At 40.7% G+C, this 11,879-nt stretch carries 16 protein-coding genes; 15 read left to right on the forward strand and 1 reads right to left on the reverse strand.

Features of this window, described 5'->3' with window-relative positions; translation table 11 throughout:
* The first annotated feature begins 80 nt into the window (after positions 1-80).
* Positions 81-980 (forward strand): phosphogluconate dehydrogenase (NAD(+)-dependent, decarboxylating), encoded by a 900-nt coding sequence (gene gnd / locus AC4J95_RS14635; protein WP_494550500.1) that lies wholly within the window; start codon positions 81-83, stop codon positions 978-980.
* Positions 977-2,356 carry a gluconokinase gene (locus AC4J95_RS14640; RefSeq protein ID WP_494550501.1) on the forward strand — a complete coding sequence of 460 codons (1,380 nt, stop codon included), beginning with the start codon at positions 977-979 and terminating at the stop codon, positions 2,354-2,356. Before gnd ends, AC4J95_RS14640 begins: the two co-directional genes overlap by 4 nt.
* Here AC4J95_RS14640 and AC4J95_RS14645 read toward each other — a convergent pair.
* A complete protein-coding gene (locus AC4J95_RS14645) occupies positions 2,353-3,075 on the reverse strand; it encodes a MurR/RpiR family transcriptional regulator (RefSeq protein WP_316401778.1) in 723 nt (240 codons plus the stop codon). The genes AC4J95_RS14640 and AC4J95_RS14645 overlap by 4 nt on opposite strands.
* Positions 3,076-3,200: 125 nt before the next feature.
* Here AC4J95_RS14645 and AC4J95_RS14650 point away from each other — a divergent pair, with 125 nt between their 5' ends.
* The 13 genes from AC4J95_RS14650 (at position 3,201) to AC4J95_RS14710 (ending at position 11,631) form a co-directional block, all read left to right on the forward strand.
* The gene (locus AC4J95_RS14650) at positions 3,201-3,668 is read left to right on the forward strand and encodes a PTS sugar transporter subunit IIA (RefSeq protein ID WP_494550502.1); all 468 of its coding nucleotides are present in this window, start codon (positions 3,201-3,203) and stop codon (positions 3,666-3,668) included.
* Positions 3,669-3,874: 206 nt separating this feature from the next.
* Positions 3,875-4,183: a hypothetical protein gene (locus AC4J95_RS14655; protein ID WP_494550503.1), complete on the forward strand. Its 309-nt coding sequence runs from the start codon at positions 3,875-3,877 to the stop codon at positions 4,181-4,183.
* 102 nt (positions 4,184-4,285) lie between these two features.
* The gene (locus AC4J95_RS14660) at positions 4,286-4,966 is read left to right on the forward strand and encodes a response regulator transcription factor (protein ID WP_494550504.1); all 681 of its coding nucleotides are present in this window, start codon (positions 4,286-4,288) and stop codon (positions 4,964-4,966) included.
* Positions 4,959-5,963, forward strand: coding sequence for a HAMP domain-containing sensor histidine kinase (locus AC4J95_RS14665; RefSeq protein ID WP_494550505.1), 1,005 nt, complete (start codon positions 4,959-4,961; stop codon positions 5,961-5,963). Before AC4J95_RS14660 ends, AC4J95_RS14665 begins: the two co-directional genes overlap by 8 nt.
* Positions 5,964-6,097: 134 nt before the next feature.
* Complete coding sequence (locus AC4J95_RS14670; RefSeq protein WP_494550506.1) at positions 6,098-6,244, forward strand: hypothetical protein; 147 nt, start codon at positions 6,098-6,100, stop codon at positions 6,242-6,244.
* Positions 6,241-7,089: an ABC transporter ATP-binding protein gene (locus AC4J95_RS14675; protein WP_494550507.1), complete on the forward strand. Its 849-nt coding sequence runs from the start codon at positions 6,241-6,243 to the stop codon at positions 7,087-7,089. Before AC4J95_RS14670 ends, AC4J95_RS14675 begins: the two co-directional genes overlap by 4 nt.
* The gene (locus tag AC4J95_RS14680) at positions 7,089-8,081 is read left to right on the forward strand and encodes an ABC transporter permease (RefSeq protein ID WP_494550508.1); all 993 of its coding nucleotides are present in this window, start codon (positions 7,089-7,091) and stop codon (positions 8,079-8,081) included. Before AC4J95_RS14675 ends, AC4J95_RS14680 begins: the two co-directional genes overlap by 1 nt.
* A gap of 12 nt (positions 8,082-8,093) precedes the next feature.
* Positions 8,094-9,095, forward strand: coding sequence for an ABC transporter permease (locus tag AC4J95_RS14685; RefSeq protein ID WP_494550514.1), 1,002 nt, complete (start codon positions 8,094-8,096; stop codon positions 9,093-9,095).
* 60 nt (positions 9,096-9,155) lie between these two features.
* A complete protein-coding gene (locus tag AC4J95_RS14690; RefSeq protein ID WP_494550509.1) occupies positions 9,156-9,572 on the forward strand; it encodes a GFA family protein in 417 nt (138 codons plus the stop codon).
* Between the two features lie 108 nt (positions 9,573-9,680).
* Positions 9,681-10,523 (forward strand): sialate O-acetylesterase, encoded by an 843-nt coding sequence (locus AC4J95_RS14695; RefSeq protein WP_494550510.1) that lies wholly within the window; start codon positions 9,681-9,683, stop codon positions 10,521-10,523.
* 17 nt (positions 10,524-10,540) lie between these two features.
* Complete coding sequence (locus AC4J95_RS14700; protein WP_494550511.1) at positions 10,541-11,062, forward strand: PadR family transcriptional regulator; 522 nt, start codon at positions 10,541-10,543, stop codon at positions 11,060-11,062.
* Between the two features lie 143 nt (positions 11,063-11,205).
* On the forward strand, positions 11,206-11,382 hold the full coding sequence (locus AC4J95_RS14705; protein WP_494550512.1) for a hypothetical protein: 177 nt from the start codon (positions 11,206-11,208) through the stop codon (positions 11,380-11,382).
* A gap of 27 nt (positions 11,383-11,409) precedes the next feature.
* Positions 11,410-11,631, forward strand: a complete 222-nt coding sequence (locus AC4J95_RS14710; RefSeq protein ID WP_494550515.1) for an EamA family transporter — start codon at positions 11,410-11,412, stop codon at positions 11,629-11,631.
* Positions 11,632-11,879 lie beyond the last annotated feature (248 nt).

Here is an 11,879-nt window from a genome sequence, read left to right on the forward strand (position 1 = left end):
TTTTAAAGGATGTGGCAGCAACGATGATTGAGTTGCTGCTACGATCCTTTTTTTCTAAAAAGATTACTGGAGGAACGGGAATGGAAATTACGATGATCGGTCTGGGCAAAATGGGTTTAGGAGTTGCTGAGAATTTATTGCGACATCAACATAAAGTGAAAGGTTTAGATATAGATCCTAATGTTGCAGAAACATTAACAGATTTAGGCGGAGTCTTTTACTCAGATATTGAAAGTCTGTTAGAAAATCAAAGGGATCGGCGGATTGTGTGGCTGATGCTGCCAGCCGGAAGCTTGACGAATGATATGATTGTAGAGGTTACTGAAAGATTGAAGGAAGGCGATATCGTGATTGATGCCGGAAATTCTCATTATCAGGACAGCTTAAACAATTTTGATTATTGTCAGGCAAAGGGTATTCATTTTATTGACATTGGAACTTCCGGCGGTGTGGAAGGTGCAAAGCATGGGGCATGTATGATGATCGGTGGCGAACAGGTTGTTTTTGAGGATCTGAAGCCAATCTTTGCTGATCTATGCGTAGAAAAAGGCTTTATCTATTGCGGAGCTGTTGGAAGCGGGCATTATCTTAAGATGGTTCATAACGGCATCGAATATGGGATGATGCAATCAATTGGCGAAGGCTTCAATTTACTTCATCATAGTCCTTATGACTATCAAATGAAGGATGTTGCTCAAGTATTTAATCATGGTTCAGTGATTCGCTCTTGGTTAATGGAACTAATGGAAAATATCTATCGCGATCGAGTGAATCTGACTGAGATTGCAGGAATCATCCCATCTTCCGGAGAGGGGAAATGGACGGTTGAGGAAGCGCTGAAATTAAAGGTGAACCTGCCGGTGATCACCCAATCACTTATGACACGCTTTGCATCAGAGGATTGTGATAAAATAAGTGAGAAGCTTGTCGCATTATTGCGCAATCAGTTTGGCGGACACGCCTTTGTAAAGGATGAATGATTTTGTCAGTTTTTTTAGGAATAGATATCGGCACGACCGCTATCAAGTTAGGTGTAATTCAGGAAAATGCTTTGCTTTATACCAGTGATTTACCGCTTCAAACCTATGGAGATGATCGGATCAAGTATCAAGACGGAAATGAACTTTTAACGATTTTGCAGGCTGGAATTTTAGCCATTCCGACTTCGCTTCGTCAACAAATTTCGACTATTAGTTTCAGTACAGCGATGCACAGCCTGATGCCTGATGATGGCGAAAAGCAAGTTTTTTTATGGTCAGATCTGCAAGCAGCGGAGACGATGGATCGCTTTAAGCAAACGAACTTAGCAACACATTTTTATGAAATTTCCGGCACTCCAATCCATGCCATGTCTCCGTTTGCCAAGCTGCTTTATTTCCAAGAAAAAGAACTGTATCCAGCAGGGACACGTTGGTATGGGATCAAGGAACTGGTCATGGAGTATTTTACTGGAAAACCAGTGATCGATTACTCTACCGCCTCCGCAACAGGCTTGTTCGATTTGAGGAAAAAACAATGGAGCCCTAAGATTCTCGCTTACCTTGATATTAATGCGGAGCAATTAGCACCGCTAGTTGATACGGATCAAGCATTTGAGCTACTCCCTGAAATACGTGATCTATTTGACTTTTCTGCTGGCACAAAGGTCGTCATTGGCGCAAGCGATGGCACATTAGCGGCCTATGCCAGCTATTATGCGACGGGCAGATCCGCTAGCTTAACGATCGGAACAAGCGCGGCGGTCCGTCAGATCACGGACACCATTCACTTAGATCAGACCAAGCAAAATTTCTGCTACTACTTGAAAAACGATTTATTTGTTAGTGGGGCACCTTCTAACAACGGTGGGGTCGTTTTGGCTTGGGCTGCCAATCATTTAGCTGATAATCCAGCGAAATTTTATGAACTGCTGCCAGATCTATTCGAACAAACGGAGTTAGGTGCGAATGGGTTACGCTTTTGGCCCTATCTGAATGGCGAACGCGCCCCTTACTGGAGTAATGAAATCAAAGGCGGTTTCTATGATTTGACCCTGCAGCATACACGAATGGATATGCTGCGAAGTGTGATTGAAGGGGTTCTATTAAATATTCGTAAGCTGGTTGAACTTGTCGCAAAGGATGAATCATTATCTGTCAGCGGCGGCTTTTTCCAAACAGCAGTTTTGGGGCAATTAGCAGCAGACGTTTTTGGTGTAGCTTGCTATTACGCACCGCAAAATGAGCCGATTTTCGGTTTGTACTATTTATTAGAGCAGCCGAACGTACTGGTTCAAGAGGCGCAAGAAGCCTTTTTCCCTGAGCCAACCAATCATGAATCTTATACGCGGCTAGCTCAAACCTACTTTAGCAATTAGCTTTGAGTGAATTCTTGAACGATGTATTCCATCAATAATAATAGCTTGCCAAAGAAGCTGTTGTATTTGATGTTTTGACTATCTAGCGGCCGTTCGTCAGCCACTTCAAAGATGATCGTTGCCGCCTCAGTCGCGCGGGATTGACTGTTACCAGTAAACAGAATAGTAGGGATCTTGCGTTCTTGGGAAAACTGCATTTTCTCAATCACTTTTTGAGTCTCGCCGGATTTGGATATGACAATCAGCATACTGATGTTATCGGCATTATTGTTGATGATCCCCGACGAATCTGCTGCATTTACGAAAAGCGTCTTGATTCCATTGACCAGGAGTTTCTTATAAAGATATTCGGCAATGATACTTGAAAAACCGGTCGCGTAAATCGTGATGAACTTTCCTTGATCGGCTTGATAGATTTGCTTCATATTTTGGATCGAAGGAGCGATTCTCTCGGTTGGAATTGAGATATCAACGGTAGCCTCAACCAATTGGTTTTGGGGTTGGTATTGATTTTTCAAGAAGTAAAATAGCTCTAAGTAACCAGAAAAATCTAATTTTTGTGCTAGACGCACAATAGTTGCTGGAGAAGTATATAAGGTAGCAGCGATTTTTCTTAATGAAACACCATCTAGTTCATTGACGTGAGCTGCTAAGTAAGTCAAGATCGTTCGGTCATTATCCGATAGTTGTTTTCCTTTAGTCACTAATTCTAAATCCATTTTCACACCTCTTATAATAATCAATAGAGCCCTTACTTTGGTATTATACACTAAGGGGATTGAAAAAAAGAAATCAGCATTTTGAAGAGTTGAAACAAAAGATCGGATGAAAGGAGCAAAAAAATATGTTTGGATTATTCAAAAGTAAAAGCAGCGAGATCAATACACCTGTTAATGGCGAGGTTGTTGATCTAAAAGAAGTCAGTGATCCGATGTTCAGCGAAAAAATGATGGGGGAAGGCTTCGCTGTGAAACCCTCAGATGGAAAAATCTGTGCACCGATCAAGGGTACAGTGAAATCCGTCTTCCCATCATTGCATGCCTTGACCTTGGAAGCCGAAGATGGCTTGGACATTCTGATTCATATCGGGCTGGACACTGTCGAGTTGAACGGTGACGGCTTCAGTTCAACCATTCAAGAAGGTCAAAAAGTCAAAGCTGGTGATCCATTGGTTCAAGTTGATCTGGCTTTTTTAGCAGAAAACAAGAAAGATGATGTCGTGATCGTCGTTTTCCCGGAATTGAAGGACAAAAAAGTTGAAATAAATTTTGGCGAAAAACAAGTTGGCGAGATTGCTGCTGTCTTAAAATAGAACATTTATTGAAAATTTCAAATTAAAGTCTGTTATTTTAAAAAGAAAAGTTCAATCGATAGAATGACAAATGCCAGAGTAGAAATCGAGTTCCAGTCATCGATCAGCAGGCTATAATTTGAGCAGCTTTTGGAGATTATAGAGTTGATTATGGCATCGTCTTTTATTGAGTAGATTGAATCAATTTTGAAGATAGTACACTTGTTATGAATGAGTTGCAAGTCACCCGCTTGATCAGTACTAAAAATCGTCTAGCTGCTAAACTGCATGGTGAGAAAGAATACGATTATTTCAAAACGGTGAATCAAGGGGCGGCATCGATCTTGTGGGCGGCTACTAGTCCTTTGCTGAAGGATAAAGGCAGAGTATTTATCGAGGATTCGAATATCGGGACAGTTGTTAGCGAAGCAAGCACATCAAAATTTGGTGTCCGTCCTTGGTCGATTGATCCTGCTAAAGCAGAACGGCTATGGATGCTGGGGGAAGAATTACTTGGTGAAAAGTTCTCAAGCTAGGGTTACTTATTTACCTCATTGATAATAAGCCATCTTCAAGTACATAAATCCTATATGATAAAATAAGGGAAGCAAACGTGTATTCTTGGAGGTGTTAACACTATGGCTACTATATTGATTGCAGAAGATGAAAAACAGATCCAAACGATTATTGCGGATTATGCTAAGAAGGAGGATCATTCGGTACTTTTGGCTGATGATGGTGCTGAGGCGCTGGCTATCCTAAAGAATCATCCAGTTGAGTTACTGATCCTGGATATCATGATGCCGAATGTCGATGGTTATGATGTTTGTAAGCAGGTTCGAGAAATCAGTGATTTACCGATTATTTTCCTAACCGCGAAAGTTGAGGAAGCAGATAAGCTGCATGGCTATCACTTGGGTGCCGATGATTATGTAACGAAACCTTTTAGTCCCAATGTTCTGATGGCAAAAGTACGAGCACTTCTCAAAAGGACAGGAGGGGGAGCGGAGAAGGAGGATTTCCTGAAAGCAGGTCAGATCGTTTTAGACCCCAGTTCTCATGAAGTAGCAGTAGAAGATGCTGTTGTTGAATTGACCCACACGGAATATGAGCTTCTGCTGTTATTCATGCAGCATCCTAAGCACGTCTTCTCAAGGGAACAGCTGCTTAATCGAATCTGGGGTTATGATTTTGAGGGAACGACCAGAACAGTAGATGTCCACGTGAAGAATCTGCGGCAAAAATTAGGAAAAGAAGGACAGGCGATCGTTACGTTGATTCGTTCGGGCTACAAATTTGAGGTGAATGCGGATGACTGATCACTCTTCTCACAAGTGGTATTCGATCTATCTAACAAATAAAAAAATCTTTTTTCTATCTAAAATCGTCATTGCCGGCTGTCTCTTGTCCTACATCGTGTCTTCAGCTTTTGATGGTTGGATCAGAGACAGTGTCTTTATCGTTTTGCTGCTGGTGTTGATTTTAAGCTGGGATTTGTTATTGCGAAAAATTGTTTCTCAACCGATTCATGAAATCAGTGAAGCAGCTCAGCGCATGACCGCTTTAGATTTTTCAGAACCGTGTCCGGTCAATTCTAACGATGAGCTTGGAGCACTTGCGGAAAATTTAAATCAAACGGCGAGCAATCTTGAGCAGGCCCTGCGCCAACGAAAAGACCTAACGGATTCCTTGTCGCATGAACTGAAAACACCATTGGGGGTCATTCGTGCTTATGCAGAAGGCTTAGGGGATGCGCTGCCAGAACAAGAAGCGGCCTATCGCCAAACAATCATCGAAGAAACGGAAAAAATGTCAGAGATGGTCAATGATTTACTCGATTTATCTGCGTTAGAGGCCGGCTCAACAAAGCTGATGAAAGGACCCTTTGACTTGGTTGAATTAGTAGAAGTCGTTGCTGGACGTGAATACATTGATAGTCCGACAACAAACTTTGAAATCAGTTATTTACTGCCAGATCAACCTGTGATTATTACTGCTGATGAGAATCGAATGCGCCAAGTACTGCACAATTTTATGAGCAATGCGAAGAAATTTGTGTCAGCTGACGGTAAAATTCATATTGCATTAACCAGCTCAGATGGACGTACCCGCTTCTCTATTTACAATGATGGTCCGAAAGTGACAAAGGAGATTTGGAAAAAGTTTGAACGAGATAAAAGTGCAATAAATAAAAACGGATCGGGATTAGGGCTCACTATCGCAGCGCAAATTCTGACCATGCATCAGGCGGATTATGGTTTTATAAATCATGCTGCTGGTGTGGAATTTTATTTTTCTTTACCTATAGTTGAATAACAATTGAGTAGTAGCCGTGCTGAAGCAAGCGCGGCTTTTTTTACGTTGTCTTCATCTCATCTTTACACCGTCTTTACAGGAACAGCGTAAATTTAGAGAAGATAAAACGATATTTGTAGATGGGAGGGATCATGATGTTTCTAGGTCTTGCATGGTATTGGTGGCTTGTTTTTGCGGGAATTTTTCTTCTTTCACTGCCGTTTAAAATCAAATTCATGAATTGGTGGGGAGAGCGAAAACGAAAAGAAACAAAACGCGACAAATGGGGGAATGAGAAATGATTGAAGTAAAGAATCTGAGGTTCACTTATGGGAAAAACAAGCAAACACTGCACGGTATTGATTTTTCCGTGGAGGACGGAGAAATCTTCGGATTTTTAGGACCAAACGGTTCAGGTAAATCGACAACTCAAAAAATTCTCACAGGTGTATTACGAGAGTACAGTGGGGATGTAGCTTTATTTGGTCAGGATATTCGTTCCAAACTGCCGCAAAGTTTTTTTCAGCAGATCGGTGTTCTATTTGAATACCCTTATCTATATTCGAACTTGAGTGCTTTAGATAATTTACATTATTTTGCATCCTTTTACCCAAAGGATCAGCTGCGAGACATTTCTGAATTACTAGAATTGCTTGAATTTAAACATGATTATCTCAACAAACCTGTTTCTTCCTATTCAAAAGGGATGCGTCAACGAGTGAGCATGGCAAGGGCACTAATGACAAGTCCAAGGCTGCTGTTTTTAGATGAGCCAACCAGCGGATTAGACCCTTCCGGTGCGGTGTTGTTTCGCAAAATTATTGAAGAGGAGCGTAAGAAAGGAACGACGATTTTTCTAACGACTCATAATATGATTGATGCCGATTTGCTATGTGATCGTGTAGCATTCATAGTAGATGGCACGATTGCTGCAATTGATACACCAAAAAACATGAAGGAGCAAAATAGCGAGCGACAAGTCGTAGTCACTTATTCATTAAATAAAGAACGAATGAGTAAAACCCTGCCACTGCTTGAGATTGGCGGCGGGCTGTCGTTTCCACATGACGAGCTTATACGGATTCATTCTCAAGAGCCGACATTGGAAGAGATATTCATCCAGTATACAGGAAGAGGGTTGTCTTGATGAGGAAGACCTTGCTTTCCCTTTTAAAAAAAGATTTCAGTATGATGATATCCAGTAAATTTTTGCTGCTGGCTTTTGGCTCATTGATCCTTTATTGCTGCTACATCCAACTGGTATACGTAAACATTGATCAAGAAGCCTATCCGGTCTTTCTTTACGATCCCAATAGTTCGGTCTCAGAGGTATCGACTAGTATAAAGCAAGTGGACTCATCGGCTGAACTTAAGAAACAGGCAATTGACAAAGACGGAATTGGCATCGACTTCACGCAAGAAAAGCCTAAGCTCGTGATGAAGACTTCCGGCACAAAGAAGAGTGATCACCTGAAAATCAACTATGCTTTATCCCTGCTGGACAGCAACCAGAATACTAAGGTAAAAACTATTGGTCAATTCACTAAAAGAATGAAAAAACTGCGAGAGATCACCAGTGAATTTCTATTTTTTGAGTTAGTGGCAGTCGGTTTTTTAGGGGTTGCCTCGACCTTGTTTAAGGAAAAGCAGATGGGTGTCATCAGGATTCATGGTGTGATGCCCATAAGTAAGAGTCTTTTTATTCTATCAAAAATAGGTTTATTTTTAATTGCTGATTTGGTTTTTGCTTGCCTACTCACGCTGCTTAATCTGGGTATCAGTCCTGGATTCAGTATTTTGCCGGCTGTGCTGCTGCAGACGGGAATTCTGGCGCTGATTATGGCGCTTATTGGATTTATCTGTGCGGTCTATTTATCTGATTTCAAACAATTTTCATTGGTCTATTTAGTTCTCGCGGTTTTTGTTACGACACCGATTTTCTTGGTGGGACAAACGAGTGTTACTTGGGAATGGATCATTTTTCATCCGTTGTATCATTTATTTATGGCATTTAAACAGGCCTATTTTCAAAATCCAACGGCTGGTGTTGCTTATTATTACAGCTGCTGTGCTGTGATTTTGCTGCTTTTTTTCACAGCGCGTAAGGTGTTGTCGCTGGAAATGATAAAGGAGGGATAATTCGTGAGAGGGATGTTGTATCAATTAAGGAATATCCGTAGAGACAAGCTATGCATTTTGACGTTTCTTCTACCGATTATCCTTGGGTTGGCGGTAAATGTTTTTGCGAAGGTCGATCTCTCAGGGACAGAAGCGCCCGCTTTTGGTGCGGTGAAAGCATCGTTAACGAAGGAAATGTCCGTTTGGTTGAAAACTGTTGGTGAACTCACATTTTACGACAACCAAGAACGGCTGTATCAAGCCGTTAATGATCCTGCTACTCAAATGATCGGGGTAGCAGCAAATGAAGGTGAGCTTCAGACGTTTCTATCAGGTGATGAGTGGACTCTCTACACAGCGATCGGTCAAAAACTACCAACGATGTATGCTAAGAGAAAAAGCGCTAATTCAGTAAAACTCGATATATTGCCGGCAAAAAGTAATTCTGATGGGTTAAAAAAATTATTACTAGTAGTTACAATGGTAACAGCCATGTTTATGGGATGTACCTTTAATGCGATGAGCATCATTGGTGAAAAAGAGGAAGGAATCGCTCTGATTAATAAGATTACACCCATGACATCTAGTGAATATCTCCTTCAAAAAATTTTTTTAGGTTTTTGTGGGGCAACAGTGTCATCGCTCGTGACCGCAGCTATTTGTATTCGTCTAGATACAATTAAATTTCTAGCTATGTTGCTCTTGAGCCTTCTTTCAGCCTTCGTTGCGGCACTTCTTGGCTTATTTATCGGACGCTTTTCGAGTAATATGATGGTTGGTATCGCCTATATCAAGATCGTGATGATTTTGTATCTAGCACCGCCAATTCTTTTTTACCTGATGATTCCTGAGAAGAGCGGCATACGGCTTTTATCTTTCCTATTGCCATCATGTGCCACATTCTATGGATTGATGGATTTATTGAATGGTCGGTTGTCGAATATGCTGCAATACGGTGGGGTTTTAGCTGTTCATTGTCTACTTGGTTTACTGTTCTATTTGTTCATAAGCAGGAAAGAAAAAGTGACATACTAAGCTTAGTGAGATCGCTAGCACGATATAATTTATTGATAGAAAAAAGGAAGAGGCGATAGGATGGAAAATGTTAAGGGAACTTGTTTGTGTGGCAAAAATCATATCACGCTTAAACAATATGGAAACTTTGTTTACAGCTGTCATTGTGATATGTGCCGGAAAATGTCGGCGGGTCCGGTGATGGGCGTTGATCCGGAAAAAGGCGAGAACGTGGTCTTGGATTTAGCAGAAGATTCTGCGACTTATTATCAGTCTAGTGAAGAAGTAGAACGTTGCTTCTGTTCTACTTGCGGTACCTATCTATTTTGGCATCATATAGATAGGGATCATTATTGCTTTAATGCAGAGCTGTTTCCGCAAATTATTGAAGTCGCTGATTTTGGCTTGCAGCTATTTTATGATCGCAAGCCAGCTTATTATGATTTTGCCAATGAAACGAAACGCTTTGATCATCATTTTCAAGAAATAACAGACTAAATAGATGAGTCCTTCTGCTTAGAAGGGCTTTTTTTATCGAAGAGAATAATTGACACTATAGTCTAATTAGACTATAGTGGGCGGTGTAAAGAATTTGAGGTGGAGAAAATGAAATCAATTTTATTAATTGGTCAATCAAATATGGCGGGACGTGGATATTTACGTGATGTTCCTGCTATCTATAATGAAAATATTGAAATGCTCCGGAACGGACGCTGGCAAATGATGGCAGAGCCGATTCATTTTGATCGGGAAGTTGCGGGTGTCGGACCTGCTGCGTCTTTTGCGGCTGCGTGGTCACAGGATCATCCAGACGAAAAGCTAGGTTTGATTCCTTGTGCTGAAGGGGGAAGCTCCATCGATGAATGGGGCGAGGATCAGATGCTGACGCGTCATGCGCTTGCTGAAGCAAAATTTGCAATGGAAACAAGTGAACTGATCGGAATCCTATGGCATCAAGGAGAAAATGACAGCTTGAACGGACGCTATGAAGAATACGCTGGGAAATTAAAAGCCGTATTTGATCATTTCCGGAATGAACTTGGATTACCAGAGTTGCCGATCATCGTTGGCGAGCTACCAGACTTTTTAGGAAAAACTGGTTTTGGTTTGAGTGCAACTGAGTTTAAAGAAATCAATCGAGAAATGGCGAAGGTTGTAGCGGAAGTAGAAAATTGCTATCTAGTCAGCGCAGAAAACCTGGCGGCGAATCCAGATGGAATCCATATCGATGCTGAATCGCAACGACAATTCGGTATTCGTTATTATGAGGCTTTTTCAAGAAAAGCAGATGTTCCCGGAACTATGGGGGATGAAGACGAAAGATTAAGTAAAATCTATGGTCGAGAAACGACTAAAAATGAAAAAATTTATTTATTGAGTCGTGATTTTGCTTTTGGCAAAATTGATTATCAGAAGTTCATGGAAAAATATGCTGAGATCGCCCAATAATTGAAAGAGGTGGAAGGATGATCCCGCTTTTAATATTAGGCTTGTTAAAGGAACGACCGGAATCCTACGGCTATGAACTATTAGCAGATATGGAAACAAATTACTTTCAGTATTTTGTCCACTTTACGAAGGGTTCCTTCTATTATAATATGCAGCAGCTGGAAGAAAAGAGCATGATCCAAAAAGTAATGACGGAGAAGTCGACAGTCGAGAAGGAAAAGAATCGTTATGTCCTTACTGAGTTAGGGGAAAAAGAATTCGAACGTCTTTTTTTGAAATATGGCAGTAAGAGTGAACCAGTCACATTTCCTTTTTATACGCCGATGCTGTTTGTAGATGAAGTAGAACCAGAAGTCATGAAAGAAATATTGGAAAAACAGATTCAGCAAACTCAAGAAAAAATCCAACTGATCGATTTGGCACTAAAATCCCAGAAGCAAACGCGACCGGAATTTGCCAAAATGATGGAAAACTCAAAACGCCATCATGAGGTCAACCTTGCTTGGTTCCAAGAGCAATTAAATGAATACAAAAACTAGCCTCACATTTTTTGTGAGGTTTTTTAGTTTAAGCATTAAGCTAAAAACTAGTGGACAAAAAACGTTTTTTTTAATAAACAGTAGTTGTTCCCTAAGGATTATTGTATTTTAGGCTAAAGGAGTTTTTGACCGGAGGAGTGAAATTGAAAAGAGAAACTAGTTTCCATGTGTATGCGATGGTCACGATCATTTTTTGGTCCTTGGCATTTGTCTTGTCTCGTTTGGTAATGGTGGAAATTTCATCAGAATCATTAAGCTTTTTGCGTTACTTGGTTGCATCGGCGGCTTTGGTTGTGTTGATTCCTTTTCTAAAATTGTGAAAGATCAGGAGAAAGGACATTGACCGCATCTTATTATCAGGCGCATCGAGGTTCTTTTTGTGCATGCTCACTTTTAATAAAGGGGTGAAGAAGGTTAATGTGGCAACTAGCAGTGTGATTTTGGCGACTGTTCCGATGATCACGGCTCTACTTTCACGGATTCTTTTTAAAAAGACGATCACCATAAGGCATTGGTTCGCATCCGGTGTCTCCTTTTTTGGTAATAATAATGATTACGGTCTTGAGTGAGGGACCAACGATCAATAATGAGTTGAGTTGACTCTTCATAGCTTCTTTAACGTTATTAGTTTACAATTATTTGCGAAAGAAACATATCTGATGTTCAAAATACAGAGAATTAATCGAAGAATAAATGTAATCGCTTGCTGATGATCAGTTTTTTCTTACTTCTGCAAGTGATAGAGGATTTATTTTTGATTTGACAGTAGTCACGTAATCATTTTTCTAGTATGGTTAGTTTAATCGAGAATTGATTA

This window comes from Enterococcus sp. GPZ-007 (genome assembly GCF_059374735.1).

What these genes read in the sequence shown, in the direction of transcription:
- gnd (WP_494550500.1), top strand. Translation starts at nt 81, where the DNA reads ATGGAAATTACGATGATCGGTCTGGGCAAAATGGGTTTAGGAGTTGCT.
- AC4J95_RS14640 (WP_494550501.1), top strand. Translation starts at nt 977, where the DNA reads ATGATTTTGTCAGTTTTTTTAGGAATAGATATCGGCACGACCGCTATC.
- AC4J95_RS14645 (WP_316401778.1), bottom strand. Translation starts at nt 3,075, where the DNA reads ATGGATTTAGAATTAGTGACTAAAGGAAAACAACTATCGGATAATGAC.
- AC4J95_RS14650 (WP_494550502.1), top strand. Translation starts at nt 3,201, where the DNA reads ATGTTTGGATTATTCAAAAGTAAAAGCAGCGAGATCAATACACCTGTT.
- AC4J95_RS14655 (WP_494550503.1), top strand. Translation starts at nt 3,875, where the DNA reads ATGAATGAGTTGCAAGTCACCCGCTTGATCAGTACTAAAAATCGTCTA.
- AC4J95_RS14660 (WP_494550504.1), top strand. Translation starts at nt 4,286, where the DNA reads ATGGCTACTATATTGATTGCAGAAGATGAAAAACAGATCCAAACGATT.
- AC4J95_RS14665 (WP_494550505.1), top strand. Translation starts at nt 4,959, where the DNA reads ATGACTGATCACTCTTCTCACAAGTGGTATTCGATCTATCTAACAAAT.
- AC4J95_RS14670 (WP_494550506.1), top strand. Translation starts at nt 6,098, where the DNA reads ATGTTTCTAGGTCTTGCATGGTATTGGTGGCTTGTTTTTGCGGGAATT.
- AC4J95_RS14675 (WP_494550507.1), top strand. Translation starts at nt 6,241, where the DNA reads ATGATTGAAGTAAAGAATCTGAGGTTCACTTATGGGAAAAACAAGCAA.
- AC4J95_RS14680 (WP_494550508.1), top strand. Translation starts at nt 7,089, where the DNA reads ATGAGGAAGACCTTGCTTTCCCTTTTAAAAAAAGATTTCAGTATGATG.
- AC4J95_RS14685 (WP_494550514.1), top strand. Translation starts at nt 8,094, where the DNA reads ATGTTGTATCAATTAAGGAATATCCGTAGAGACAAGCTATGCATTTTG.
- AC4J95_RS14690 (WP_494550509.1), top strand. Translation starts at nt 9,156, where the DNA reads ATGGAAAATGTTAAGGGAACTTGTTTGTGTGGCAAAAATCATATCACG.
- AC4J95_RS14695 (WP_494550510.1), top strand. Translation starts at nt 9,681, where the DNA reads ATGAAATCAATTTTATTAATTGGTCAATCAAATATGGCGGGACGTGGA.
- AC4J95_RS14700 (WP_494550511.1), top strand. Translation starts at nt 10,541, where the DNA reads ATGATCCCGCTTTTAATATTAGGCTTGTTAAAGGAACGACCGGAATCC.